At 57.2% G+C, this 26,464-nt stretch carries 19 protein-coding genes; 12 read left to right on the top strand and 7 right to left on the bottom strand.

Annotated features, from left to right (window positions below):
- Nucleotides 1-379: 379 nt before the first annotated feature.
- Nucleotides 380-706 (top strand): hypothetical protein, encoded by a 327-nt coding sequence (locus tag ACOYW0_RS23260; protein ID WP_482416122.1) that lies wholly within the window; start codon nt 380-382, stop codon nt 704-706.
- A 292-nt stretch (nt 707-998) separates the two neighbouring features.
- On the opposite strand, the gene ACOYW0_RS23255 is transcribed toward ACOYW0_RS23260, so the two are convergent.
- Nucleotides 999-3,104 (bottom strand): hypothetical protein, encoded by a 2,106-nt coding sequence (locus tag ACOYW0_RS23255; protein ID WP_482416121.1) that lies wholly within the window; start codon nt 3,102-3,104, stop codon nt 999-1,001.
- Nucleotides 3,101-4,024 (bottom strand): serine/threonine protein kinase, encoded by a 924-nt coding sequence (locus tag ACOYW0_RS23250; protein WP_482416120.1) that lies wholly within the window; start codon nt 4,022-4,024, stop codon nt 3,101-3,103. Before ACOYW0_RS23250 ends, ACOYW0_RS23255 begins: the two co-directional genes overlap by 4 nt.
- Nucleotides 4,025-4,895: 871 nt before the next feature.
- Here ACOYW0_RS23250 and ACOYW0_RS23245 point away from each other — a divergent pair.
- From ACOYW0_RS23245 to ACOYW0_RS23225, 5 genes are all read left to right on the top strand, one after another.
- Nucleotides 4,896-5,165 (top strand): hypothetical protein, encoded by a 270-nt coding sequence (locus tag ACOYW0_RS23245; RefSeq protein WP_482416119.1) that lies wholly within the window; start codon nt 4,896-4,898, stop codon nt 5,163-5,165.
- Nucleotides 5,166-5,237: 72 nt separating this feature from the next.
- Nucleotides 5,238-7,364 carry a carboxy terminal-processing peptidase gene (locus tag ACOYW0_RS23240; protein WP_482416118.1) on the top strand — a complete coding sequence of 709 codons (2,127 nt, stop codon included), beginning with the start codon at nt 5,238-5,240 and terminating at the stop codon, nt 7,362-7,364.
- 154 nt (nt 7,365-7,518) lie between these two features.
- Nucleotides 7,519-8,766, top strand: coding sequence for a M48 family metallopeptidase (locus tag ACOYW0_RS23235; RefSeq protein WP_482416117.1), 1,248 nt, complete (start codon nt 7,519-7,521; stop codon nt 8,764-8,766).
- A 540-nt stretch (nt 8,767-9,306) separates the two neighbouring features.
- Nucleotides 9,307-9,939 carry a cyclodeaminase/cyclohydrolase family protein gene (locus ACOYW0_RS23230; RefSeq protein WP_180141448.1) on the top strand — a complete coding sequence of 211 codons (633 nt, stop codon included), beginning with the start codon at nt 9,307-9,309 and terminating at the stop codon, nt 9,937-9,939.
- Between the two features lie 222 nt (nt 9,940-10,161).
- On the top strand, nt 10,162-11,085 hold the full coding sequence (locus tag ACOYW0_RS23225) for a bifunctional 5,10-methylenetetrahydrofolate dehydrogenase/5,10-methenyltetrahydrofolate cyclohydrolase (RefSeq protein WP_482416116.1): 924 nt from the start codon (nt 10,162-10,164) through the stop codon (nt 11,083-11,085).
- A gap of 1,559 nt (nt 11,086-12,644) precedes the next feature.
- Here ACOYW0_RS23225 and ACOYW0_RS23220 read toward each other — a convergent pair.
- On the bottom strand, nt 12,645-13,400 hold the full coding sequence (locus ACOYW0_RS23220; RefSeq protein ID WP_482416115.1) for an RNA methyltransferase: 756 nt from the start codon (nt 13,398-13,400) through the stop codon (nt 12,645-12,647).
- Between the two features lie 142 nt (nt 13,401-13,542).
- Between ACOYW0_RS23220 and ACOYW0_RS23215 the strand changes: the two genes are divergently transcribed.
- Entirely contained in the window at nt 13,543-15,411 is a 1,869-nt protein-coding gene (locus ACOYW0_RS23215) for a B12-binding domain-containing radical SAM protein (protein WP_482416114.1), read from the top strand.
- 569 nt (nt 15,412-15,980) lie between these two features.
- The gene (locus tag ACOYW0_RS23210) at nt 15,981-16,946 is read left to right on the top strand and encodes an IS110 family RNA-guided transposase (RefSeq protein ID WP_482415217.1); all 966 of its coding nucleotides are present in this window, start codon (nt 15,981-15,983) and stop codon (nt 16,944-16,946) included.
- 169 nt (nt 16,947-17,115) lie between these two features.
- Here the strand turns inward: ACOYW0_RS23210 and ACOYW0_RS23205 are convergent, their stop codons facing one another.
- From ACOYW0_RS23205 to ACOYW0_RS23195, 3 genes are all read right to left on the bottom strand, one after another.
- Nucleotides 17,116-18,006, bottom strand: a complete 891-nt coding sequence (locus tag ACOYW0_RS23205) for a M48 family metalloprotease (protein WP_482416113.1) — start codon at nt 18,004-18,006, stop codon at nt 17,116-17,118.
- Nucleotides 18,007-18,314: 308 nt separating this feature from the next.
- The gene (locus ACOYW0_RS23200) at nt 18,315-18,794 is read right to left on the bottom strand and encodes a YcgN family cysteine cluster protein (RefSeq protein WP_482416112.1); all 480 of its coding nucleotides are present in this window, start codon (nt 18,792-18,794) and stop codon (nt 18,315-18,317) included.
- A 27-nt stretch (nt 18,795-18,821) separates the two neighbouring features.
- Nucleotides 18,822-19,076 carry a hypothetical protein gene (locus ACOYW0_RS23195; protein ID WP_180141459.1) on the bottom strand — a complete coding sequence of 85 codons (255 nt, stop codon included), beginning with the start codon at nt 19,074-19,076 and terminating at the stop codon, nt 18,822-18,824.
- Nucleotides 19,077-19,597: 521 nt separating this feature from the next.
- On the opposite strand from ACOYW0_RS23195, the gene typA reads away from it, so the two are divergent.
- From typA to ybaK, 4 genes are all read left to right on the top strand, one after another.
- Nucleotides 19,598-21,421 (top strand): translational GTPase TypA, encoded by a 1,824-nt coding sequence (gene typA / locus ACOYW0_RS23190; RefSeq protein ID WP_482416111.1) that lies wholly within the window; start codon nt 19,598-19,600, stop codon nt 21,419-21,421.
- 228 nt (nt 21,422-21,649) lie between these two features.
- The gene (bioA, locus tag ACOYW0_RS23185; RefSeq protein ID WP_482416110.1) at nt 21,650-22,933 is read left to right on the top strand and encodes an adenosylmethionine--8-amino-7-oxononanoate transaminase; all 1,284 of its coding nucleotides are present in this window, start codon (nt 21,650-21,652) and stop codon (nt 22,931-22,933) included.
- 1,027 nt (nt 22,934-23,960) lie between these two features.
- A complete protein-coding gene (locus tag ACOYW0_RS23180) occupies nt 23,961-24,698 on the top strand; it encodes a zinc finger Ran-binding domain-containing protein (protein ID WP_482416109.1) in 738 nt (245 codons plus the stop codon).
- A gap of 48 nt (nt 24,699-24,746) precedes the next feature.
- Nucleotides 24,747-25,220, top strand: a complete 474-nt coding sequence (gene ybaK, locus ACOYW0_RS23175) for a Cys-tRNA(Pro) deacylase (protein WP_180141468.1) — start codon at nt 24,747-24,749, stop codon at nt 25,218-25,220.
- Between the two features lie 123 nt (nt 25,221-25,343).
- Here the strand turns inward: ybaK and ACOYW0_RS23170 are convergent, their stop codons facing one another.
- Entirely contained in the window at nt 25,344-26,459 is a 1,116-nt protein-coding gene (locus tag ACOYW0_RS23170) for a tRNA-queuosine alpha-mannosyltransferase domain-containing protein (RefSeq protein ID WP_482416108.1), read from the bottom strand.
- Between the last annotated feature and the right edge of the window lie 5 nt (nt 26,460-26,464).

Genomic DNA, 26,464 nt, shown 5'->3' with positions numbered 1-26,464 from the left:
AGGTTAACAAGGAAAACAAAACCCGTTTATGCGTCTTGCGCTCCCTGACTGGCCTGCTGAATGGATCGGACATACCGTCGATGGACATCTGCGCGTAAAGCACGGCTGGTAAGGCTCCCCCGGAGATTTCACGAGAAAACGTTCAATCACGGTTTTCTCACTCTCCGGGCGAGCCGGGCTATGTACCACGAGGGACACGAAGCGGCTTCTATTTTCATGACAAACACCCTCTACTTCTTCCTGCGTTTTTCTTCGTGTCCCTCTCCCCTACCCTGCGCGGCATGCCTGCTTACCGGCCAACAATCGAACTTCCTGCCAAACGGGCCTCGCCAGCACATTGGCTGCCGGATGCACACGATGCCCGAAGAGGAGACCAACCATGAACACCACGGAATCCCAGCATACCACCGATATATTCTCAGGGACTGAAATCCCGGCCCTGTGTGACGCCATCAAAGATATCCACAGGCTTCTCAAATCCGTCGGGGAGTTCCTGGCCGAATTTGAAGGAGCCGAGGACTCCAATGGCAATGGGCTTCAACTCGATTTTAAAAAATGGGGGATCAGAACCATTACAGAAGACCTGCTGGAAAGGCAGTATCGGAAAATCGACAGGATCGCTGAAATCTACAAGGATGAACAGCGCAGGATGAAGGAGGGGAAACAGGTAAAGCAGATGATAGGTGAAGTAGGTCATAGGCCATAGGCGCATTGTAATGAAAAATACGTGCTACGGGGGAGGAAGCGGAAAAAAGAGATGGGGGGATGGCGTTAGCTGTGGCTCCATCATTAATATAGTGAAGGTCTGGGGGCCGAGCCTTGGGGAGTGTTTGGGAACGTCATGAAATAAGCCGAACCGAGATGCTGCGAATGGGTTTGGCTTTTTGCAGGGGCGTCGGCATTCGTGCCGCACGGGAGTGCGGCGCTCCAAAGCATGGGGGATGGATGCAACAAGGGCCACACGTTTTCACCACTCACCATCTGCCGTTCGCCTTTCGCTATAGAAGCGATTGAATGTTCCGCAGCCTGAAGATCATCTCTTCCAGAGCGCTTTCAGCAGTCTGTACAAACTTGCGCAGGTTCGGGGCCTCTTCCACGTCATACTCGGCCACGGCCCCTGCAAAGGTGGCGTCGATGGCAACATTGCCAACCTTAAGCGCCATGGACTGAAGCTCCTTGAGATGACGCCTCAGGGCGATGCGGGCATCCTCGTCATCGGTCATGGGCATCAGGACAGCAAACCGCTTGTTGCCGAGAAGTCCCAGAGAATCGGTGTCCCGAACGATCTTACGGAACGATTCCAGTACAACGGTGGTGATGTCCATGGCCTTGACAGTCCCCTTTGATACGGGCACGGAAACCTTGGCCCCGATCATTTCAAACAGGGCGACGCTGAAGGGGGTTTTGTAGCGATAGGCGCGCTGAAGCTCTTTTTCAATAAAGTACAAGGTATTTTTCTTTCCCAACACGCCTTTGGGCAAGGCGGGCTGAGGCTCCGATGCAGGCTCTTTCTCTTCAGGTGTCGCGTTTTGCTGGACCTTGTCATCTTTGGCCCGGAGTTCCTGCACAGACTCCCTGGCTTTTTGAAGGACAAACTGAAGGTCCTCCATGCTGTCGATGGTCTCTTCAAAATAGGAGAGCACATTGGTGGCGTCTCCCTTGAACCCGCCCCCTACGGATGGAAGGGTCCGAAACTCCCAGTCGGACTCCAGTTTTTTCAGGCACCCTTCAAGGCGTCCGTTCAGCCGGTTCACAACAGAATCCATCACCTCGGATGAAATGCCCCGCCCCCTGAGGTTCTGAACGATATCCTGCTCCAGGCGGGCGATCACCCCCTGGAGATGCTCCTCCCCTTCCTTGCCCCCTTCTCCCACGGCATCCAGGGCCATCTTACCGCCGATGCGTTCGATGTACTCCACCAGAACATCGGTCAAGGTGCCGTCGTCACCACGGGCCTTGCGTATCTCCGAGGCAAGATAGATAAGCTCGGCAGCCCCCCGGGGGTCGTCGGTGATCTCGTTAAGGAGCTCCTGCCTCTGGAGCCCGATGGTCTCCGCCCCTTCGGCGATGGCATCCATCACGTCCCTGCCCGCTTCATACCCGTGAAGCATCTCCGAGAGCCGTATAAAATCGGTCAGGGGCATGCCCTCATCCAGCAGCACCTTCTCAATGCGGGGCAGAAGCCGGACCAGCTCATCGGGATCAGGCAGGATCCTCTGGATAATCTGGGCAAGCCGTTCAATGCTGATGGCGCCCTTGCCGTACTCCCGGCGAATCAGGTCCAGCATCACCTTGTCGGTCACGGAATCGGCTTTGTCCAGGAGGCCGTGCTCAAGGGCTCCTTCAGCACCTCCCGTCCTTCGGGATATCACGCGTTCGCGGAGCTCCTGCTTTAAATAATTCAGCCCCTTCAGCAGCTTTTCCACAGCCTGGTGGTCCAGGCCGCCCAGCTGCTGACCCAGCTCACCCTCCAACCTCTCCAGCCCGCCTTCAAAGGCTTCCGTGGCCCAGGCCTCTGTGGCCCCGAAGACCTCGCGAAAGAGCCCTGTACCGGCACCAGCCGTATCCGAGGCAATCAACCTGTCGATCAAAAACGTCTGAATCGGTGAGACCCCGCCCTGCCCGCCTTCGGCATCGGCTTTGGATACAACTGTCTCTCCTTCGGTCACCTTCCGGTAGACAATGTGATTGACCGATACCAGATTGACCCCCTGATTCTTCAGGGCATTTTTCATGGCGCCCGCGGTGGCAAAGCGCTGGGTATCCGTCAGGATATCCAGCAGAAGATTGATATCCTCCAGGGACACACCGGCGGCAAAGGAGATGGATTCCACACCGGTCTCTTTGAAACTTGCGGCAATTTTGGAAATATTGATCTTCGGGTCCAGGGCTTCCTCATCCACGTAGAGGGCTCCCCGGTGAAAGACGAGGGCAATGGCTGAGACCTTATCCAGCTCCGCCCGGAGCACGCGATGGAACTCCTCGGCAGAATGAACCGTGGTGGGATGATTGGTCTTGTACATGAGGGCGCGATTGAAAAGAAGGGAAAAGCTGCGGCCAATCTTATCGGCGATCTGTTTTTTCTGAGGATTTTTCCGTTTCATTCGTCACCCCGCCTGTTGATCCCCTGCCTGTCCTTTAGCTGTGAAAGGCAGGCAGCCATCTCCTCTTTGAGTTCTCCGCAGGACGCGTACCGATCCTCCGGGTCATAGGCCATGGTCTTTTGAATCATGGCATCGAACCGTTCATCAAGCTGAGGGTTCAACTCCGAAAGGGGCCGCGTAAAGATCCCCTCTTTGCGCTTGACCTTTTCCCGCATCAACTCCACGGCGCTGCCGACCTTTGGAAAGGGCAGCGATGGAACAACCAACTGACTTAAGGTAACCCCAAAGGCATACATGTCTGACCGTCCATCGACGTTACGGGCCATGATCTGCTCCGGAGCCATGTAAACCGGCGTTCCCTGGATCACGCGCCTGGACTTGGTGTCCTCTTTCAACACCTTGGCCACACCGAAATCAAGGACGATGGGTCGGCCGCTTCGCTTCTCCATAAGAATATTGCCTGGCTTGATATCCCGATGTACAATCCCCTCCGAGTGGGCGTAATCCAGCGCGTCGAGAACCTGAATACCCGTTTCAAGGGCGGTTTTGACGGGAAGGGTCCGCCTGGAGGGAAGGATGTTCTTCCGGGCGGTCTTCATGACATGCAGCAGGGAGTCTCCCTCCACGAGTTGCATGGAAAAATAGAGAAACTCGTCGGTCTCCCCCACTTCATAGACGGGGATGATATTCGGATGATAAAGGACTGCCGCGGATTCGGCTTCCCGATGAAACAACTCCGCAGCAGTGGGTGTGATAAGGCTCTTGGGAAGGACTTTCAAGGCAATGCGCCGCTTGAGCGTTCGCTGATACGCAACGAAGATCACCGCCATCCCGCCCCGCGCATGCTCCCGGACGATGGTGGACGACCCAACTTCCAGGCCGATGAGATGGTCTGTTTTAATGGTATCTATTGCCGCCACGTTTCTTGCCCTGCCCCCTTCCCGGGATGGTCTGCCCACGTTGGATCTTTAGCCCGGATATTTCACGGAAAAACGCCCCGGCCAAATCAATAGGGTATTTTTACAGCTGGTTACTCAGGAAAAATCTGGACATGTTAAAAATGCAAAATGTAATCCGCTGTTTTCGGCTCCATGCCCTTACCCTTCCGGGGAGTCGTAAGGGAGCCTATCCTCCGTGTTATCGAAGCATTGAAACAAACGACGCCATCTGCAGCCCGATACCTTGAAGATGCGTTCACGCGATTCGTGAATTATCCGGTTTAAGTGTGTAGGTGTTCAGTATACCACAACGAAATCAACGGAGCATCAATTAACAAAGCAGGAGCCAAGCCATGGGGCGCCCCAATCAAACAGGACGCCAACGGCTTATCCCGAATATCACATGAAAAACGGCCAGGCCAATTCAACAAACCGCCATCGCAATTGGCTATTGGATTAAATTCAGAAATTTAAACAATTCAAAACACCATTCATCGATTTTCTCACCCTTCGGGCGAGACAAGTGAACCCATGTTCTGCGTTATCAGAGCATTGGGGCAAACCATTGCATCTGCAGATCTGATGCCTTGCATATGGGCGCACTCGACTCATGAAATATCAGGATTATGATCATCGAAGCATGATGAACCATTCCCATCGGGCGGTCGAACATGTATACTGAGACATATATTAATATGGTAGGATATCAACACGCCGTCTCAACCATTCATTGAGAGCCCCTCAACCTCCTTGCAAACCAGGGTCCGCATCCCCAGCCCCCAGGCCCGCGTCAGTCAAAAAGGCTCGCTCCGCCCCCCCCTTTTGTGTTAATTATGGTTCCCAAGGAGGCACTATGCAATCATTACAAACCGGAGATGTGTTAACCCGCGTCACCCGTTACAACCTGATGAGAAACGGAAAATCGCTTTTCATTGACGTCCATGAACTGATCGAAGGCACCCTAGTCGGGCGCTTTCTGGCTGTCCCCAACCTCGTGATGATCCATGCATCATCCGAGTATCAAGGGGTCGGCGATACACCGGACGAGGCCCTTGAAGATTGCCTGTCCAAAATTCAGGGACTGGCGGTAGAAGACATTTTTCCATCGCAGCCATCAACCTAAGCCCCATGCGCCACCCCCTTGGGTGGCGCACCCTTACCTGTCAGACCCCCAGACGAAGGATACCCTGCAACCATGAAAAAACGTTTCCTTGCGGTGATCCCCTGCATTGCCCTGTCCTTTCTGTTTGCGACGCCGGTTTTCTCCCAGCAGACCAAGGCGCCCATATCAGCAGAGGACTATTACATCACCCTCGCGCCCCTTCCCGAGTTCAATAAAACCTGCGTGAGCATCATCGCAAACCTCAAACGACATCATTACCAGGAACTGACACTCAACGACGACCTGTCGAGCCGCATCTTCGACAACTATATCGACTCCCTGGACAAAGGGAGAGCCTACTTCACCGCCGCCGACATCGCCACCATGCAGCGGTACCGATACGTCCTGGACAACGCCCTTGCCCAGGGCAACCTCCAGCCCGCCTTCGACATCTTCAACCTCTACCAGCACCGGACCGTGGAGCGATTTGCTTTCATGGCCAATTTTCTGGAATCAAAGGTCGACACCCTGGACTTCACCAAAGATGAAACCCTCCTGAGGGACCGGGAGGAGAGCCCGTGGCCGGAAGACAAACAAGCCCTGGACGACCTGTGGCGCCGCAGGCTGAAAAACGAACTCATCACAAGGCGCCTGTCGGATACCGGATCTGAGAAGACGGAAGAAAACCTCCTTAAAAAATACACCAACAGCCTGAACCGGTCACGCCAGATGAAGAGCAGCGACGTGCACCGCATCTTCATCAATACCTTCACCGAGCTCTACGACCCCCATACCCAGTACCTTCCCCCCAGGGCGTCGGAAGATTTCAACATCCACATGAGCCTCTCCCTTGAAGGCATCGGTGCCCTGCTCCAGATGGACAACGAATACACCAAGGTGGTGAGCCTGGTAAAAGCAGGACCGGCTGAGAAATCAAACCTCCTGAAACCCGGTGACCGCATCATCGGCGTGGGCCAGGAGAACGAAGAGATCGTCGACGTGGTGGGCTGGCGCCTCGACGACGTGGTCCAGCTTATCCGCGGCCCCAAGGGGACGGTGGTCCGTTTGCGGATCATCCCCGCGGACAGCGCGGACTCTGCCATGAGCAAGGTAATCCCCATCACCCGAAACACCGTAAAACTGGAGGATCAGGCAGCCAGCAGCAAGGTCCTGGACATCCCCCTTGAAGAGGGAGGAACCCGGCGTATCGGGGTCATCACCATCCCCGCTTTTTACGCGGACTTCAACGCCCACCAGGCAGGGGCCCCGGACTACAAGAGCACCACGCGGGACGTGCGCCGTCTCCTTGAAAAGCTGAAAGAAGAGAACATCGACGGCCTGGTCATCGACCTGCGGGACAACGGCGGCGGCGCCCTCACCGAAGCCGCGGCCCTCACCGGCCTGTTCATCGACAAAGGCCCCACGGTCCTTGTACGCGGTCGCCGCAACCGCGTGGAGTCCTACCCGGATCCCGAGCCCGGTATCACCTACGACGGGCCCCTGGCCGTTCTGGTCAACCGCATGAGCGCCTCGGCCTCGGAGATCTTCGCTGGTGCCATCAAGGACTACCGCCGCGGGCTCATCGTGGGCACCCAGACCTTCGGCAAGGGAACGGTTCAGTCCCTGCTCAACCTCAACCGGGACAGCGGCCAGCTGAAGCTTACCATCGCCAAGTTCTACAGGGTCTCCGGGGCCAGCACCCAGCACCGGGGTGTCCACCCGGACATCTCCTTCCCTTCCGAGTACAACCTGGAAGAGACCGGGGAAAGCTCCCTTCCCGAAGCCCTTCCCTGGGACACCATCCGTCCCATCCGTTACAAGCCGTACCACCAGGCCAGCCTGACGCCCATCGTGCTCCGTGTCAAAGAGCGCCACGACAAACGGACCGAGGCTTCGGCTGAGTTTAAATACCTCAAGGGCTACAACACGTACGTTGAGACCCTCCGGCAAAAAGAGACCATTGCCCTCAACGAAAAGACCCGCAAGGCGGAAAAAGAGAGCAGCGAAGCCTTTTTCCTCGACCTTGAAAACGAGCTGAGAAAAGCCCAGGGGGAAAAGCCCTTTAAGGACTACGAAGCCTTGACCGCTTCACGCAAGGCGGAAAACGAGGAGACAGATGACTCCGACGACAAAGAAGATGACGACGACACCCTCCTTGAAGAGTGTGCTTACGTGGTCTCCGACTTTGCCATGCTGCTGAAACAGGAAAAAGCCAACTAACCGACATGTGATCGCCATGTCCGGTCCCGGGGATCGGGTTGCCCGACTCCCCGGGACCGGACGCACGTGATAAACACCCCGGCACGGCACCGGGGGCCGTTTACGGCTCACGATTCACTCTATTCGCCACCCATCAACGCACACGGACGCCGCCTTGAACTTGATCGCCTGGATTATACTGCTCGCCCTGCTGACCCAAACCCTGACCCACATGGTTGCCGATGCCCTGAACCTCCGCGGCGCCGAAGTCATCCCCCCTGAACTCGACGACCTCTACTCCCCAGAAGAAGGACAAAAAGCCAAAGCCTATCTCAAGGCGCGCACGCAGATGGGGTGGCTCCAGAGCCTCCTCTTCCTGAGCCTTTTTCTTCTCTTCTGGTTTTTCCAGGGGTTCCCCTTTCTGGATCGCCTGGTCAGGGCGCTCAACGTCGGCCCGGTCCTCACCGGCCTGGCGGCCTTTGCCCTCCTCGGAGCCCTGAAGTCCCTGTTTGGTCTCCCCTTTGACCTCTACGGCACCTTTGTCATCGAAGAGCGCTTCGGATTCAACCGAACCACCCTCAAAACCTTTGTTCTGGACCGGATCAAGGGGCTGCTTGTTGGCCTTGCCATCGGTGCCCCCCTGCTTGCGGGGATCCTTGCCTTTTTTCAGCATGCGGGCGATACGGCCTGGCTGATCTGCTGGGCCGTGGTCACCCTGTTCATGCTGGGGGTCAACATCATCGTCCCCACCTGGATCATGCCCTTGTTCAACACCTTTACGCCCCTTGAGGAGGGGGACCTGAAATCACGGATCGTGGCGTATGCGGACACCATCGGGTTTCCCCTGCAGAAGATCTTCGTCATGGACGGTTCCCGGCGATCCACCAAGGCCAACGCCTTTTTCTCCGGGTTCGGCAAATTCCGGCGCATTGTCCTCTACGACACCCTGGTCAACAACCAGTCCACCGACGAAGTCCTTGCGGTCCTGGCCCATGAGATGGGGCATTTCAAGCTTCGGCACATCCGTAACGGCCTGCTCATCGCCATTGCCCACACCGGCGTGCTCTTTTATCTCCTCTCCCTGGCCCTGAGTTTTCGCCCCCTGCATGACGCTTTTTTCATGCCCACCATCGAGGTGTACACCGGCCTGATCTTCTTTTCCCTTCTGTACACGCCGGTGGAATTTCTCCTGGGCTTTCCGCTCCAGGCATGGTCCCGAGCCAACGAGTACCAGGCCGATGCCTACGCGGTGCGAACCTCCGGTCTTTCAGGCGCCCTTGTCTCCTCCCTCAAGGCCCTTCACAAGACCAGCCTGTCCAACCTCAACCCCCACCCGCTTCACGTGGCCCTGAACCACTCCCACCCCCCATTGCTCCAGCGCATCCGGCAAATCCAACGGGAAGGCCAAAAGCCTCCTTCCTGACCCTGCCGAAAAGCCCCCCCAGGTCGGCCGTACGGCGCTGTGGCCACCGCCTTCGGATGACTCGGCCGCAAGCCATTTTTGCGGCTTGGGGTGAGTCTCCCCCAAGGATACATCTATAGGAAAATGATCAAGATTACTCAGCCTTGCGTCAAACCGTTTTTTCCTTATTTAGATATATTCTTTTTGACAAATTTCGGCACAGAAGGTATATCAAGTTAAATTTATCCTGTCCTGTTTCGTAGATAGTATCGCATTGCTCAACAAGTAATAGTCAAAGCAATACACCCCTATCTGCAACGATTTGTATTCAACAGGACGGATTTGGGATCACTCGATTACATGACTGCCATATACTTACTCTAATTTCTTCCATAAGGGTTTGATTTCGGGCCTGAAGCAATACCATTGCGCATACCGTGAAGTGGTGCTGCCACGGCAAGACCGGATGTTGCGACGGCAAAAAGAATCTGCAGTCGCCATGTGCGTAAAACGCGCCCGAAACGCATGCCCCTTCACACTTCAGGGAGGTAACCTGCCGTTATGTCCATGGCCGAACTCTCATCCAAAGAATTTCTCTCACAACTTGCATCCAAAGCCCCCATTCCCGGAGGCGGCGGAGCTGCAGCCCTGGGCGGTGCCGTCGGCATGGCCCTCTCCAACATGGTGGGCAACCTGACCACAGGCAAGAAGAAGTATCAGGATGTGGAAGGTGAAGTCCTGGAACTCCTGAAAAAAGGCGACGTCGTCATTCGGGAACTCCTGGCCCTCATCGACGCGGACGCCGAGGTGTTCAAACCCCTTGCCAAAGCCTACAGCCTGCCCAAAGCCACCCCGGAAGAGGCGGCAATCAAGGCCGAGACCATCGAGTCCTGCTGCAAAACAGCGTGCAGCGTCCCCATGCAGATCATGCGAAAGGCCTGCGAAGGCATCGCCATTCACAAACGCATGGGTGAAATCGGCACGGTCATGGCCGTCTCCGATGTGGGCTGCGGCGTGGCCTTTCTCAAAGCCGCCCTCATCTCCGCCCAGCTCAACGTCATCATCAACCTGAACTCCATCAAGGATGAAGACTACCTTGCGGCCACCCGCAATGAAATGGACATCCTCATGGAGCAGGGGACAGTGGATGCGGACGACACCCTTGAGATCGTGATGGAAAAGCTGACGAAATAACGCAACGGGCCTTTGCAGAGCACGGCTATGCGAAAGCGCCCCGCCGTCTACAGCGGGGCCCGATGCCGACCATACAAAACGACTCCCTGCTCGGGCACCGCACCAGCCCGTAGGCCGTCACACAAGGGAGCCGCTGCGTCAGGCAAGGATTCTTCTCTTGTTTTACAGGAATCAATTTCACATGGGCTCCTTTATTTCTGGAGACCGGAAAGGACGACAGACATGGCAGAACGTTTAACAGGCAAACCCGTGGCCGATGCCATCAAGGCCTCCCTGACGGACAAAGTGACCGCTCTCAAAACCAAAGGAACCACACCGAAGCTCGGAATCATCCGCGTGGGTGCCCGCCCCGACGACCTGTTCTATGAAGGGGGCGCCAAAAAAACCTGCACGGCCGTGGGCATGGAGTACGAGGTGTTTGAGCACGATGAAGCCATCACCGAGGCCGACCTTGAAAAGGCCGTCTCCGATGTGGGTGCCCGCACCGACATCCACGGCATCCTCATGTTCGCCCCCCTCCCCTCCCATCTGGACGAGAACAAAATCAAGAGCCTGATTCCCGTGGAAAAGGATGTGGACTGCCTGAGCCCCATCAGCGCCGATAAGCTCTTTGCAGGCAACGGCTCCGGCTTCCCCCCCTGCACCCCCACAGCCTGCATGGACATGCTGGCCCACTACAACGTGCCCCTTGAAGGCAAAAAATGCGTGGTCATCGGCCAGGGAGCCGTGGTGGGCAAACCCGTCTCCTACCTTCTCCTCAAAGCCGGTGCCGCCGTCACCACCTGCTACATCGACGAAACAGGCACCCTGTGCGTGGACGAGCTTGCCCTGAAAGAGGGCACCATGGGCCTTGCCAAACGCCTTGAAGGCGTCACCACCGCCGACGTCTGTAAAGAGGCGGACATCATCGTGGCCGCCGCCGGCGTCCCCCGCCTTGTCAAAGCCGACGCCGCAGCAGCCGGCCAGACCTTCATCGACGTCGGTATCAACGCCGACCCGGAAAACCCCGGCAAATACTGCGGCGACGTGGACTACGCCAACGTGGAGCCCATCGTGGCCCGCATCTCTCCGGTCCCCGCAGGGGTCGGCTCAGTAACCACATCGGTGCTCTGCAAGCACACGGTGGCTGCGTGTGAAAAAGCGTAAGAAAAAGGTTATGGGGCAATAGGCCATAGGTAATTTTGGTCACGGGCCTCTGACAGAAAACCAAAAGCCGCTGGAGAATCTCCAGCGGCTTTTTTTTATGCTTTCGAAGCACCCCGACCGAATGACATCCCGTGGGGTGGGGCCCCCGCCCCGATTTAAGTAACGCAGACCATCGACTTTGGCCACAGCCAACGCCAACGCCATTCTACGACGCCGTAACCCATCCGTTTTCTTCGGTAATTGACGGTGCGCACGGCGCACCCTACGGAACAACGGCCTTTTGCCGCCGTGGCGAAAACGATTCCCTGTCCCCACGGCCCCCGGTCCCGCCTGGGCTGCGAAGCGTAGGGTGCGGCCCCGCACCGCAAAACGGTACGCGGAGCCATCGGCTTTGGCCACAGCCAACGCCATTGCAATGCGCCGTAACCCATACGCTTTCTTTGGTAATCTACGGTGCGCACGGCGCACCCTACGGGACAACGGCCTTTTGCCGCCATGGCGAAAACGATTACCTGTTACCACGCCCCCCCCGGTCCCGCCTGGGCTGCGAAGCGTAGGGTGCGGCTTCCGCACCGCAAAACGGTACGCAGAGCCATCGGCTTTGGCCACAGCCAATGCCATTACAAGGCGCCGTAACCCATTCGCTTTCTTCGGTAATCGACGGTGCGCACGGCGCACCGTACGGGACAACGGCCTTGTGCCGCCATGGCGAAAACGATTCCCTACCCCCACGGACCCCCCGGTCCCGTCTGGGCTGCGAAGCGTAGGGTGCGGCCCCCGCACCGCAAAACGGTACGCGGAGCCATCGGCTTTAGCCACAGCCAACGCCATTGCAATGCGCCGTAACCCATCAGCTTTCTTTGGTAATCGACGGTGAGCGCGGCGCACCCTACGGGACAACGGCCTTTTGCCGCCATGGCGAAAACGATTCCCTGTTCCCACGGAACCCCCGGTCCCGCATGGGCTGCGAAGCGTAGGGTGCGGCTCCCGCACCGCAAAACGGTATGCGGAGCCAGCGGCTTTGACCACAGCCAACGCCATTTTACGACGCCGTACCCCATTCGCTTTCTATGGTAATTGACGGTGCGCACGGCGCACCATAGGGGACAACGGCCTTTTGCCGCCATGGCGAAAAGATTCCCTGTCCCCACGGCCCCCGGTCCCGCCTGGGCTGCGAAGCGTAGGGTGCGGCTCCCGCACCGCAAAACGGTACGCGGAGCCATTGGCTTTGGCCACAGCCAACGCCATTGCAATGCGCCGTAACCCATACGCTTTCTTTGGCAATCTACGGTGCGCACGGCGCACCCTACGGGACAACGGCCTTTTGCCGCCATGGCGAAAACGATTCCCTGTTCCCACGGCCCCCCGGTCCCGCCTGGGCTGCGAAGCGTAGGGTGCGGCTCCCGCACCGATTTACGTAACGCAAACAACCGGCTTTGGGTCAATCACATGTCCTTATGAAATCGGATAATTCCGGGTCTTGAATCGCCTGCGGTGCGCACGGCGCACCCTACAACACCCCGTGGAGCCAACAAAAAAAATACCGAATTTGCTATTCCCTATTTTTCTTCCACCATCTTCTTCCACTTCAGCCGCTCGCTCTCCGTCCAGTCGATGCGGCTCCAGAGGCCCTGAAGGATATTGACCTCACGTTCGGTGATGTCACTCTGGCCGAAGAGGCGGCGATAGGTACGGAGGAGGTGATCGGGGCTTAAGGGGTCTAAATATTCGATATCAAGGAGGGTCTGCTGCATGTGGCGAAGCATGCGCTCCAGGGATTCGTTGGTGGCGGGGACCCGGGTATCAATGCCTTCGGGGGTGGGCCCGGCAAAGCGCTTACGGACCTCGTACAGACAGACGGTGACGGCCTGGGCAAGGTTCATGGAGGGATAGGCCTCGTCCGTGGGGAGGGTGATGAAGTACTGGCACAAGTCCAGCTCTTCGGTTTTCAGGCCTTTGTCTTCGCGCCCGAAGACCAGGGCGGCTTTGACCTCGTCGCCTTTGGGGTGAAGCTTTTCCGCCAGCTCATCCGGGGTGTAGAAAACATTTCGGTACTTGCCAAAGCGTCGGGTGGTGCCAAAGGCGTAGTGAACCCCTTCCAGAGCTTCGGCAAGGGTATCCACCACCACGGCTTCCTCAAGGATCCGCTTTGTCTTTACCGCCATTCGCAGGGCATCCATGGACAAATGGTTGCACTGGGGGTTCACGAGCACCAGACGTGAAAAACCAAAATTCATCATGGCCCTGGACACCGACCCGATATTCAAGGGGCCCTGGGGCTCCACCAGCACAATGGATATCTGCTCTGTCTTCATACAACTCCTGATTACACGATCTTAGGATAAAAAACGCTCTTTATAGCATCCCCGGATTCTGATAGAAACCCCACTGTCATACCAGACCGGCAAAAAAACGCATATGTTCTCTTTTTTAACCCCAGGATCCCAAGGCTTTTTCATGCCCCATACCCTTCTTGTCCAACTTCCCGTTCCCAGGCACCAGGTCGGCGCCAAAAGCGGCAACATCCCTTTGGGGGCCGCATGCCTGAAACTTGCAGCAGAGGCCCATACCGACGCCCGCGTGGAGATCTTTCCAGAGCCCCTGGCCACCCATGGAGGGGATACCGTTATTCTGGAAGAGATCTGCCGGAAGCGCCCCGATATCCTCGGGCTGACCCTCACCTGCTGGAATGTGGAGCGCTCCCTGCGCCTTGCCGAAGAGGTCAAAAAAAGGTGCGGGACGCGCATCGTGGCCGGAGGTCCTGAGGTAACGGCCGACAACGAGCTCACCCGCCACCCCGCCATTGATTTCCGTGTGTACGGCGAAGGGGAAGAGATCTTTGTCAGGCTTTTGAATGAACCGGAATTCTGGGACCAGAAAGAGGCCTTCGGCTGCGCCCCGGAGTTTTTCATGGACGCCAAAAACCCGTACATGGAAAAGCTCCTCGACCCCGGCCCGGAAGAGATCATGCTCCTGGAGACCCAGCGAGGCTGCCCCTACGGGTGCAAGTTCTGCTACTACAACAAAGCCCGCAAAGGCCTCACCTTTCTCTCCGATAACAAGGTGCTCGAAGGGATCGGCTGGGCCGTACAAAAAGGGGTCAAGGAGCTTTATCTCCTGGACCCGTCACTGAACGCCCGCCCCGGGCTCAAAGAGCTGCTCAAAGAGATCGCAAAGCTCAACCCGGACAAACGCCTCTCCCTGCGCAGCGAAATACGCGCCGAATGGATCGACGCCGAGGCCGCGGAGCTGTTTGCCGAAGCAGGATTCACCGTGTTTGAAATCGGCCTTCAGTCCACCTGCCCCCAGGCCCAGAAACTCATGGGTCGCAAGACAGACCTCACACGGTTCATCGACGGAGTGAACCATCTCAAGGGCCACGGAATCCTTTCCACGGTGGACCTCATCATCGGCCTCCCCGGCGATGACCTCGCCAGCTTCTCGCGCTCCCTGGGCTTTGTAAAGGAAAACGGCCTGGACGACGACATGCAGGTCTTCCCCCTTGCCCTGCTCCCGGGCACAGCCTTCCGAAAGGAGAGTGAAGCCTTGGGGCTCCGCTATCAGGAGAAGCCTCCGTACACCATCATCGAAACCCCGGGCTTCAAGCCCGATGAGATCACCCTGGCCCTGGACTGGGCAGAGTCCCTGCTGGACATGGACCTGATCACGCCCCCTGAGGTGGACCTCTCCTGGACATCCGGCAACCTGCCTGCCCACCGTCATATCAACCCGGACGGCAGGGAACTCATCGCCACCTTTGTGGTGACAACGGAGACAACCGCAGCCGAGGCACGCCTTACCGCCCCCCGGCTCTCCGCCCCCTATCAGGTGGTCATCACCCCCGAGGTGACGGACGAGGCAACGGTTTTTGGCATCCTTGAGGCCTGTGTCGCCCACAACCCGCACACACCGCTTGAAATCATCTGGGTCGAGCCTGAAAACCTTCCCAACGCGTTACACATCGTAACCGAGCTGCCCCTTTCCCGGCCCCATTTTCTGGACAACGACCTGGCTCTGCTGGACCAGCGCCCCGGCAACCGGGCCATCCTCTGCACACTGGTCAGCGAAGATCCGCGTCCTCTTTCCGTCCCTATGGGACGCACCCTGAAACGTTTCAAAGGAGACACTCTTCCCAGCCGGGAAGACCTGGAAATTCTCAGCGACGCCGACGGCGCCGTCATCGACGCACCGGACAGCCCGTCGCTCAAAGCCTGGCAGGAAACCATGGCCGCCTTTGCGGATGAGATGTTTCCCGTGGCCTTTTCGGACCACACGGCCATGGCCAGGTGGCGAGCCTTAACCGGATCCGGGGATTGGGTGTTTTAGTGATAGGAGGGCAATTGACAGTACGTATGCAGCCCAATTTACCTCAGAATGCCAGAGTGGCTTTAACAGCTTATTATGTGACATCCTGTAGGGTGTGCTTGCGCACCATCTGTTTGATGAAACCAACGTCTTTTGCCACGTTTATGCTGCGTGCAGGTCACCCGCAGATGGGTTTTATGACCGTTACGGTTCTTCGACGGTGCGCAAGCGCACCCTTGTGTTAGCGTTTATGTCATTCTATGCTTCAGAGGCAATTCGGCCAGGGCCTTTCAGCGTCACCCCATGGTGCCAACGAAAGGAGCCCGAAGGGCGACTGGAGTTGGCACCATGGGGTGACGCTGAGCACCTCCGGTGCAGCCAGGCCCCCAAGCAACTTATGGCAATGTATGTCGTGCCACATTTAACTCGGTAATAATCCAGAAAATCGCATGCCGTGCGCACCCTTGGGCACAAGCCCGTGACGTAGATTATGCAGCGATTTTCTTCTCCAGCGAAAGATCGAACAGTATCTTTGGCTCGGTATAACCGACAGCCCGCACTCACAAGGTTGATCACGCAGGGAGGATTCTTTGAAAACAGCTATAGGTATTGACGTTTCCAAGGCCAAGTTGGATGTTGCCCTACGCCTTTCCAACGGTAAATTTCGAAGTAAAGTTGTCAAAAATGATGCCAGTGGTTTCAAACAACTCAGCACATGGATAGCTCGTCAAAAATCTGAGCCATTGCCACATGTTTGCATGGAGGCCACCGGCGTTTACTGGGAGGATCTTGCTGATTACCTACACCAGAAGGGGCATCCTGTCTCTGTCATGAATCCGTTGCAAATTAAATCATATGCAACTTCAATGTTGATTCGGACAAAGACTGATGCTGTGGATTCTCGAATTATTGCCGAGTTTTGCGCCAATCAAAACCCAGCATTATGGACGCCTCCTCCCCTTTCCGTCAAAAAAGTACGTGCTCTCATTGCAAGGCGTGAGGCCCTTATCTCTATGATCTCACAGGAAAACAACCGATTGCATGTTGCTAACGATGCCGTAAAAAGCAGCATTGAGTCTGTTATTCTCCATCTCAAGACTGAGCTTAAAGAGATTGAAAAGAAAATAAAACAGGTCATTGATGATGATCCAGATCTCAAGGCAAAAAAAGACCTTTTGGATTCAATACCGGGACTTGGGAAAGTCACAGTGCCTGTTCTCCTCTCCATTCTTGCTGGTGCACACAACTTCAAAACAGCTCGCCAAGTTGCTGCTTTTGTTGGGTTAGACCCACGTCACCATGAATCTGGTTCCAGTGTTAAGATGAAGCAACGGATTTCGAAAGTTGGCCATAAATCAATTAGAAAAGCCTTATATATGCCTGCAATGGTTACCATTTACAGAACAGAGTGGGGTGGCCGATTCAAAGAGCGACTCCTTGCATCTGGCAAGGCACCAAAGGTAATCATCACTGCTATGATGAGAAAGTTAATCCATGTTGCATTTGGTGTTTTAAAAAAACAAACGCCTTTTGACCATTCACTACATAATGCGTGACTTTGACAGTATCTACGTCACTCAGAGTGAGTGGTGAGTAGTCCCCATGACAGATGGCTTAGGCCCTGCCAAACAAAAACACCCCAAAATCGTCGAACCGACAGAACACGCGCTCTCTCCCTATTCCCTATTCCCTATTCCCTATTCACCATTAACCATTCCCCATTCCCTATCCCCCCTCACGATCCCTCAACACCACCACCTTTGCCCCGTGGCCCGGAAGGAGCATCTCCACGAGCTCCTGTTCCGTCACCGGGGTGTAGGTCCTCTGCCACCGAGGGTCCGATTCCAACCGCTTGAGCCGACAGATCCGCTCCCGAACCGGCGGATGGGTGCGCAACAGCGTATGCCCGCGCTGCTCCCTGCGTCCCGCCACCCAGCGCATAAGCAACGGGGAGCGGCCGCCTTCAAGCTTCCGCAGCGCCTGGATCAGGGGCCTTGGTGACCCCAGAAGCTTGGCAGAGCCTGTGTCGGCTGCGAACTCCCGGGTCCGCAGCAGGTGCAGCTGAAGCAGCAGCGCCGCCACAGGGGCCGTCACCACAACGGCCAGCAGGAGAAGGGAGACCTCCCGTTCCCCTGCAAAGATGGCCGGAAGATTGATGAGCACCATCAACTGCCCGATGATGGAGAGCACATTGACCATTTTTACCGTGATCTCGGAAAACCACATGATGCGGCTGTCATTATGGGCCACATGGCTCAGCTCATGGGCCACAACCCCTGCCAGTTCATCCCTGGTCAGGGCGTCAAGGATCCCCCTGGACAAGGCAATGGCGGAGCTTTGCCGGTCTCCCGTCACAAAGGCAATGGACCGTGCACTGGGTAAAATCCAGATTTCCGGAGCATTGGTGAGCCGTGCATCCGTGGCCAGGTCCTTCACCAGACGATGCAAACCCGGCATCTGAAACTCCGTCACCGGAACCCCTCTGTAAAATCGAAGCACCACGGCCGGAGAGATCCTCGGCGTCAGGTGGTAGGCCAGCAGCCCCCCCACCGCAGCCGGAATGGAAAAAAGAGGCCCCCCCAGAATATGGGCCAAAAAAAGCAGCAAAGACGCCAAGGCCCATGCTGCTGCTGTTGATTTTACAAAACTGATGTTGTTTTGCCGTTCTATCACACGCTCCATCATAGCCCACCTGCCCTGTCAAGCAGGGGCGGAAACGGCACCGCCACAAAACCCTTCTGTGACAGCCACACCGCCACTGCCATTGCGTTACATGGGGAAACCCTGAAGATTTCCCATGTCATAAATTAGTCACAAATTATCGAGATGCAAGGAAAAGAGAGGGGAACGGACATAAAAAAAAGCGTAAAAAAACAGGCGGGAAAATCCGAAGGACCAAGCCCCTTTTGACAGGGGCGTTGGGATCACTTCGACGGCACTTCGTAGTCGATAAACCGGTAAAGGTCATCGGGATGGATGGATTCACCGGAGATGGCCCGGTCACTGGCCGTGGCACCGGCTTTCTTCATCTGCTTTGCACTCCCGCAAATAAGGGGGTGCCAGAAAGGAAGAGGCTTGCCGGCCAGGATCCTCCGATAGGCGCAGGTTTCCGGCAGCCAGTGGTAATGCTCCACAGAGCCGGGCATCAGCTCCACACACACATCGTTGATGTACGTGCGGTTCTCGTAAATCCGACACCTACAGCTTTCAAGGTCCAGGTATCGGCAGGCCACGGAGGTCACGTAAATGACACCGGTGTCGGCGTCTTCAAGCTTCTCCATGCAGCAGAGGCCGCACCCGTCGCAGAGGGATTCCCACTGTTTCCGAGTCATTCGGGACAGGGGGGTGTTCTCCCAGAACGGCTCATCGGCCTCATGCTCTCTTTTTTTTTCGGTCTTTTTCACGATCCGGCGAATCCTTCGGTGCCAAGTTTAAAGGGAATGCTCGTGCTTGAACGCAAGCCATGCAAGGGTCACCTGTTCGGTCCACTGGTCTTCCGTCAGGTCCCACTCTTTCATCTGACCGGGATCTGCAGGCATCTGAACCAGGGTAGCCAGCTCTTTGTATGTGTGTTTTTTCATTAAAACGTCGGCAAGGGAGCCTTCCTCAATGAATTCCGTGGGAAATCGGTCCGGGTTGGCCTCCACCAGGGCATCCAGTTCATCGGCGGTACGTGCATATTCCATGTTTCACCACTCCGTATCTTACAGTTCAACACAAGCCCCGAAAAACCGCCTGGGGCGTTTCCGGGGATTCAAACCGGGAAAAAAAGAATATAGAGCATCACCCCGCGATTTTCAACCGTTCAGACAGTGTCCCCGGACCGGAAAAAGCACACGTTCAGCACCTTTGTGCCTTTGCCCTTCCTCTGCCTGGCATGCGGAGCCCCGGCATTTTCACAGGCAGCGCCCCCCGAAAAAATGAGTCGCCATCGCTTTTTCGGTTGTTTCTGTGGCAAAATATGAGTATGTGATGAGCCGCAATTGTTTGAATATCTGTGTATTCTAAAAAAACCCCGGATCTCGGCGTTGCCCCCACAGGCTCCCCCCCGATACCAGGGAGCACCCATGCCCAACAGCCGGTTTCGGCTTGACATATGATGGTTCCGTAACACCCCCCACAGAGGTCTCCGGCAGATTTCTTCCGGCGGCGAAGCATCGTAGTGTTGGCATTGTGAAGAACCATCAACCAAGAGGAAGACCCACACATGACAGTCTGTAACACCATCAGAAACATCGCCATCATTGCCCACGTTGACCACGGCAAAACCACCCTCGTGGACGCCATGTTCCGTCAGAGCGGCCTGTTCCGCGAAGACCAGGAAGTGGAAGACCGGCTCATGGACAGCATGGACCTTGAAAAGGAACGCGGCATCACCATCTCCGCCAAAAACTGCTCCGTCAACTGGAACGGGACCCGTATCAACATCCTCGATACCCCCGGCCACGCCGACTTCAGCGGCGAGGTGGAGCGTGCCCTCTCCATGGTGGACGGTGCCATTCTGCTGGTGGACGCCTCCGAAGGCCCCCTTCCCCAGACCCGCTTTGTCCTGAAAAAGACCCTGGAAGCAGGCCTTAAAGTCATTGTGGCCATCAACAAGATCGACCGCGCCGATGCCCGCCCCGACGAGGTACTCGACGAGATCTACGACCTCTTCATCGACCTGGACGCCACCGACGAGCAGCTCGACTTCCCCGTCCTCTACGCCATCGGCAGGGACGGTATCGCCCAGGATACCCTGGAAGAAAAGGGCACCGACCTCACGCCCCTGTTCACCAGGATCGTCAACGACCTGCCCGCACCGGTGATCAACTCAGAGAAACCCCTGCAGATCCTCATCTCCGACCTCGGGTACTCCGATTACCTGGGCAGGCTGGCCATCGGCAGGGTCTACAACAGGCCCCTGTCCACCAAAACGCCCCTGGTTTACATCAACGAAGAGGGCAAGGCAGTCCGCATCAAGGTCACCAAGGTCCAGATTTACGACGGGCTCAGCATCAGCGAGACCGAGACCGTTGCCGCAGGGGACATTGCCGTCATCTCCGGCATCGAAGAGATCCAGATCGGGGACACGGTCTGTGAGATGGACAACGCCGTGGCCCTCCCCCGTGTCACCGTGGACGAGCCCACCGTTGCCATGCGCTTTACCATCAACACCTCGCCCCTGGCCGGCCAGGAAGGCAAGATCGTTCAGTCCAGCAAGATCCTGGACCGCCTCGAAAAAGAGTCCATGAAAAACGTCTCCATGAAGGTGGAGCTCACCGACGACCGCGAGTGCTTCATGGTCAAGGGCCGCGGCGAATTCCAGATGGCCATCCTCATCGAGACCATGCGCCGGGAAGGTTTTGAGCTCTGCGTGGGTCGTCCCGAGGTTATCTTCAAGGAAGAGGACGGGGTCCGCACCGAGCCCATCGAGAACGTCTACGTGGACTGCGACGAGAACTTCATGGGCGTGATCACTGAAAAGCTTTCCCTCAGAAAGGGCAAGCTCATCAACCTCACCAACAACGGCCGCGGCCGCGTGAACATGGAGTTCTCCATCCCCTCACGCTCCCTCATCGGCTACCGTGACGAGTTCCTCACCGACACCAAGGGCACCGGTATCATGAACTCCATCTTCCAGGGATACGAGCCCTTCCGGGGAACCTTCCCCACCCGTTACACCGGCTCCATCGTCTGCGACCGAAAAGGCCAGTCCGTGCCTTACGCCCTGTTCAACCTGGAGCCCCGCGGCCGCATGATCATCCCCCCCGGAGTTCCCGTCTACGAAGGCATGATCATCGGTGAGCACAACAAAGAGGGCGACATCAACGTCAACGCCTGCAAAGAGAAAAAGCTCACCAACATGCGCGCCTCCGGCAAAGACGACAACGTCGTCTGCACCCCTGTGAAGCCCCTGACCCTGGAGCAGGCCATCAACTTCATCCGTGATGACGAGATGGTGGAGGTTACCCCCATCTCCATCCGCCTGAGAAAGGCCATCCTCTCCCAGCAGAAGCGGTACCAGATGCGGCCCAAAAAGGATGCATAAGGCCTTTTCATTCCAATAGATTAGAAACCGCCCTTCACGTTCAGCGTGAAGGGCGGTTTGCGTTTGGATGAATGAAACATGCAAACGGCCACCACCACCTTGTTCTTTCATCTTTTCCGTGGGAACACGATGTGCCATACTACACGATTCTGGAATACGACCCGCATCCCCGTTGGAATGACGCACAAAAAACGTATCAACCCTTATCTTCGATTGTGAATGGTACCTATGGATTCTATTGAATTTGACCGCAGGCATATCTGGCATCCCTACACCTCCATGAAAAACCCACTTCCCGCCTACGAGGTGGCCTCGGCCGACGGCGTCCGCCTGACCCTTGCTGACGGCCGGGAACTCATCGACGGCATGTCCTCCTGGTGGGCCGTGATCCACGGCTACAACAACCCGATCCTCAATCAGGTGCTCGCCGCTCAGTCCCAGAGGATGTCCCACGTGATGTTCGGAGGTATCACCCACCAGCCCGCGGTGGAGCTGGCACGGCTCCTCCTCTCCATCACCCCGGATCCTCTGGAGCGCATCTTTTTCTGCGACTCCGGCTCCGTCTCCGTGGAGGTGGCCCTGAAAATGGCCTTCCAGTACTGGATGGCCCGAGGCAAAAAAGGGAAAAACCGCATCCTCAGCTTCATGAACGGCTACCACGGAGACACCTTCGGGGCCATGAGCGTCTGCGACCCGGTCAACGGCATGCACGACATCTTTGCAGGCGTCCTGCCCAAGCACCTCTTTGCACCGGCACCGGCCGCCCGCTTTGATGAAGAGCCTTCGGCCGAGGAGATCCAGTCATTAGAAACACTCATGGAGAGCCACAAAGACGAGATCGCCGCCGTGATCATCGAGCCGGTGGTTCAGGGCGCAGGGGGCATGCGCATCTACTCGCCCCTCTTCCTGAAAAAACTCCGGGAGCTCTGCGACCGCTACGGCTTCCTCCTCATCTTCGACGAGATTGCCACCAACTTCGGCCGCACCGGCAAACTCTTCGCCCTGGAACACCCGGAAGTCACCCCGGATATCCTCTGCCTGGGCAAAGCCCTCACCGGCGGCTACATGACCCTGGCCGCCACCCTGGCCACGGCCGAAGTAGCGGAAACCATCAGCAGCGGCAATCCGCCCAACTTCATGCACGGCCCCACCTTCATGGGCAACCCCCTGGCCTGCGCCGTGGCCCTGGCCAGCACCCAGATGCTCCTCGACTCCCCCTGGCAGGCACGGGTCAACCGAATCGAAGCCGGCCTCAAAGCCGGGCTCATGCCCCTTGCCGACCTGCCCCAGGTGGCCGACGTCCGCGTCCTGGGCGCCATCGGCGTGGTGGAACTCACCGACCCCGTGGACATGGCCGTTATCCAGGCCCGCTTCGTGGAACGTGGCGTCTGGGTCCGCCCCTTCGGCAAGCTGGTCTACGTGATGCCGCCCTTTGTCATGGAGCCGGACGATTTGCACACCCTCACCACGGCGATGGCCGAGGTTGTGGGGATGGAGGGTACGGGGAAATAGTGAATGGTGAATGGTGAATAGTGAGTGGAAAGAACAGGGATAAGGATACGCACGGGGCACCAACGAAGGCCTGTGTTACGTTCCAAACAACGGCATGAACCAAAACCCGATACCGCCCGAAGCACCGAGGCCCGTAGGGTGCGCCGTGCGCACCGACTGCTCGAAAGCCACCACAGTACGGTGAAGCCGACCACGGTGCGGGAGCCGCACCCTACAAAACGAGCCCCGGGATGCCGACGCCACCCAAAGCACCAGGGGATAATGTGCCCCTCAAAAACAGCCGAAGCGAAACGCTTAGCCAGCGCCATTAAGATAGCATGCGTTACGTTCCAAACAGTGGCATGATGCATAAACCGACACAGCCCGAAGCACCGAGGCCCGTAGGGTGCGCCGTGCGCACCAAATTTTTTCGAGAACCACCACAGTACGGTGAAACCGACCACGGTGCGGGAGCCGCACCCGACAAAACGTGCCCCGGTATGCCGACGCCACCAGAAGCACCACGGGATAATGTGCCCCTCAAAAACAGCCGAAGCGAAACGCTTAGCCAGCGCCATTAAGAAAGCATGCGTTACGCTCCAAACAGTGGCATGATGCATAAACCGACACAGCCCGAAGCACCGAGCGACGTGCGCACCGACTGTTCGAAAACCACCACAGTACGGTGGAACCGACCACGGTGCGGGAGCCGCACCCTACAAAACGAGCCCCGGTATGCCGACGCACCAGAAGCACCAGGGGATAATGTGCCCCTCCAAAACAGCGGAAGCGAAACGCTTAGCCAGCGCCATTAAGAAAGCATGCGTTACGCTCCAAACAGTGGCATGATGCATAAACCGACACAGCCCGAAGCACCAAGGCCCGCAGGGTGCGCCGTGCGCACCAAATTTTTTCGGGAACCACCACAGTACGGTGGAATCGACCACGGTGCGGGAGCCGCCCCCGACAAAACGTGCCCCGGTATGCCGACGCCACCAGAAGCACCACGACATGAAGTGCCCCATAACAATCAGGAGCTGCCTGCCCCATGATAACCAGAAAAACCTGTCCGAAATGCGGATTTGAAAACCCGACGAGCGCCCAGGAGTGCCTGCGGTGCGGGGTAATCTTTGCCAAAATCGCCTCGGCTTCGGATACGTCCCAAAAACCCGTCAAAACCAACGGGGGACACCAGGCCTATGGGGAAGATACCCGTGTGACGTTTTATGAGCCGGAAGGGGCGTTTGAAGGGAAGGTCTATGCGGTGGTCAAAGGCGTATTGCTGCTCCTGCTCGCAATATGGGGACTTAAACTGGCAACAATCCCCCTGGTGGACGGCGGGGCCGGAAATTCGTTTCTTCACAACGTGAACCTCCCGTTCCACGAGGCCGGGCACCTGCTCTTCAGGCCTTTCGGGCCGGTGATCCACTCCCTGGGCGGCACCCTGGGCCAGCTCCTCATGCCCCTGGTCTGCCTGCTCGTCCTGCTCATCAAGCAGCGGGACCCCTTCGGCGCGTCGGTCTGCCTCTGGTGGATCGGGGAGAACTGCCTGGACATTGCCCCTTATGTGGACGATGCCCGTCGCCTTACCCTTCCGCTTTTGGGTGGAAACGTGGGCCACTCTTCGCCGTACGGATTCCATGACTGGCAGTTTATCCTCACCGAGACAGGGCTCCTGGACAAAGACCACCTCATCGCAGGTGGCTTTAAAACACTGGGGATCCTGCTGATGGTTGCAGCCATTGCCTGGGGCAGCCACAGCATATACAAAAAACACATTGAATAAAAACAACCAATATATCAAAACATTACAAAACATACCTGGAGTACTGCTTTGACACCCGGAATCAACCTTTTAAAAAAGAAGAAAATAAAACATACCGTCCACAGCTTCAAACACGACCCAAATGCCGGGGCTTACGGTGATGAGGTCGTGGAAAAACTGGGATTTCCGGCCGAGCGGGTCTTCAAGACCATCATTGTGGCCCTGGACGGGGTGGGGAAAAACCTCTGCGGCGCCATTGTCCCGGTTACCGGGCTCACGGACCTGAAGCACGTGGCCAAGGCGGCAGGGGCCAAAAAAGCGGCCATGGCCGACCCCAAAGAGGCGGAACGGGCCACGGGCTACATCACCGGCGGAATCAGCCCTGTGGGCCACAAAAAACGCATCCCTTTGCTCCTGGATGCCCAGGCCATGGATCACCCCACCATCATGGTCAGCGGGGGCAAACGGGGCCTTGAAATCGAACTCTCCCCCCAAGACCTCATTGCAGTCACCGGTGCCAAGGTGGCAAGCATCCACAAGTAAACGACACACGCCAATACACAAAGGCCCGGGATACCCGCTTATGAGTGGGTATCCCGGGCCTTAAGGTGCAGAGACTGTCAGTTGCCCCCGGCAAACCACCGGGCACAAAACCGCAAAAATTTGTCAGGCTTGATGTAAACGTGGAAAAGCCATGGATTCCAGAACGGAATCGTAGGACGTGACCTGCTGCCCCCAGTCATGGGACGCCATGTAGCGGGCAAGATCTCGGGCTGCGGAGCGCTGATCGTTGTGCGCGAAGCGATCCAGAAGCTCGCACAGCTTTGCCGTGCAGTCCTTGCGGCTGGTGTAAAGGTGGGCGCTGTGGAACGCTCTGGGAAGGACCTCAGGATAGGCCAGGCGCTTTGGCAAAAGGGGCAGGCACCCATAAGCCATGGCCTCCACCACGGAGATGCCGAAATTTTCCTGAACCGCAGAGCTCACCACGATGGCTCCGCGCTTCAGCCAGGCCCGATACTCTTCGGCTGTCTTGCAGTACCCGAAATGAACCACCCGGTCCCCCAGGTTTTTCAGAGCCTCGTGAAACGGTTCCTCGGCCTTTCCGCCTGCGGATTCCCCCAGCAGGGCCACCTCAAAGGGGATCCCCTTCTCCGCCACCATCTCCAGCACCTGCCGCATGGCGGGAAAATTCTTGTCGTAACTCCACCGGTGGTTCCAGATGATGAGGGGCGGATCCGTGCGCTTTTCTTCCATGTCCGGCGCTTCAGCCGGAAGGCTGCAGCCCGGGTAGATCACCACGGATTTTTCGGCCACGATCTCTTCCAGGCCCCGGGGCACGGCATCCGGGAAACGGGATAGAAAGGGAGAAAGGCTGTTGATAAAGAGTTCCCGATGGTGGGATGAATTGAACGCCACCCGGTCTGCCGCAAGGACGGTGTAGATCTCCTGCATCACCAGGTCTGCCTGGACCGTGCTCCCCTTGGGCGGGGGGTAGGTGAGCTGGCTCTCGTGCATGTAGACCAGCGTCGGCGGGCAGGTGCCCACCAGCCCTTTCAGCCGGGCAAGGTCCACCATGTTGCAGACGATGAGACCGTCCGCATCCTTTGCTTCACGCAACACACCGGCGTAATGAAGGGCCGATGCCCTCATGCGCCACTTCCAGTTTCCACCGGGGAGGGTCAACAGGTCGATGTCGTGTCGGCTGTGGGCCTTGAGCCCTTCGGCTACGGCTTTGTGGGATCCGCTGAAATGGGGTTCCAAGAAGGAAAAACGAAGGGGCATGAAAA

It is taken from the genome of Desulfoluna sp. HI9BLuna (assembly GCF_056829775.1).
Note: the sequence above shows the minus strand (reverse complement) of the source record. Positions and strands in the feature narration are given on the sequence as shown.

Excerpts from the sequence above, each read along its gene's own strand:
- ACOYW0_RS23260 (WP_482416122.1), top strand. The coding sequence starts at position 380 with ATGAACACCACGGAATCCCAGCATACCACCGATATATTCTCAGGGACT.
- ACOYW0_RS23255 (WP_482416121.1), bottom strand. The coding sequence starts at position 3,104 with ATGAAACGGAAAAATCCTCAGAAAAAACAGATCGCCGATAAGATTGGC.
- ACOYW0_RS23245 (WP_482416119.1), top strand. The coding sequence starts at position 4,896 with ATGCAATCATTACAAACCGGAGATGTGTTAACCCGCGTCACCCGTTAC.
- ACOYW0_RS23240 (WP_482416118.1), top strand. The coding sequence starts at position 5,238 with ATGAAAAAACGTTTCCTTGCGGTGATCCCCTGCATTGCCCTGTCCTTT.
- ACOYW0_RS23230 (WP_180141448.1), top strand. The coding sequence starts at position 9,307 with ATGTCCATGGCCGAACTCTCATCCAAAGAATTTCTCTCACAACTTGCA.
- ACOYW0_RS23225 (WP_482416116.1), top strand. The coding sequence starts at position 10,162 with ATGGCAGAACGTTTAACAGGCAAACCCGTGGCCGATGCCATCAAGGCC.
- ACOYW0_RS23220 (WP_482416115.1), bottom strand. The coding sequence starts at position 13,400 with ATGAAGACAGAGCAGATATCCATTGTGCTGGTGGAGCCCCAGGGCCCC.
- ACOYW0_RS23215 (WP_482416114.1), top strand. The coding sequence starts at position 13,543 with ATGCCCCATACCCTTCTTGTCCAACTTCCCGTTCCCAGGCACCAGGTC.
- ACOYW0_RS23195 (WP_180141459.1), bottom strand. The coding sequence starts at position 19,076 with ATGGAATATGCACGTACCGCCGATGAACTGGATGCCCTGGTGGAGGCC.
- typA (WP_482416111.1), top strand. The coding sequence starts at position 19,598 with ATGACAGTCTGTAACACCATCAGAAACATCGCCATCATTGCCCACGTT.
- bioA (WP_482416110.1), top strand. The coding sequence starts at position 21,650 with ATGGATTCTATTGAATTTGACCGCAGGCATATCTGGCATCCCTACACC.
- ACOYW0_RS23180 (WP_482416109.1), top strand. The coding sequence starts at position 23,961 with ATGATAACCAGAAAAACCTGTCCGAAATGCGGATTTGAAAACCCGACG.
- ACOYW0_RS23170 (WP_482416108.1), bottom strand. The coding sequence starts at position 26,459 with ATGCCCCTTCGTTTTTCCTTCTTGGAACCCCATTTCAGCGGATCCCAC.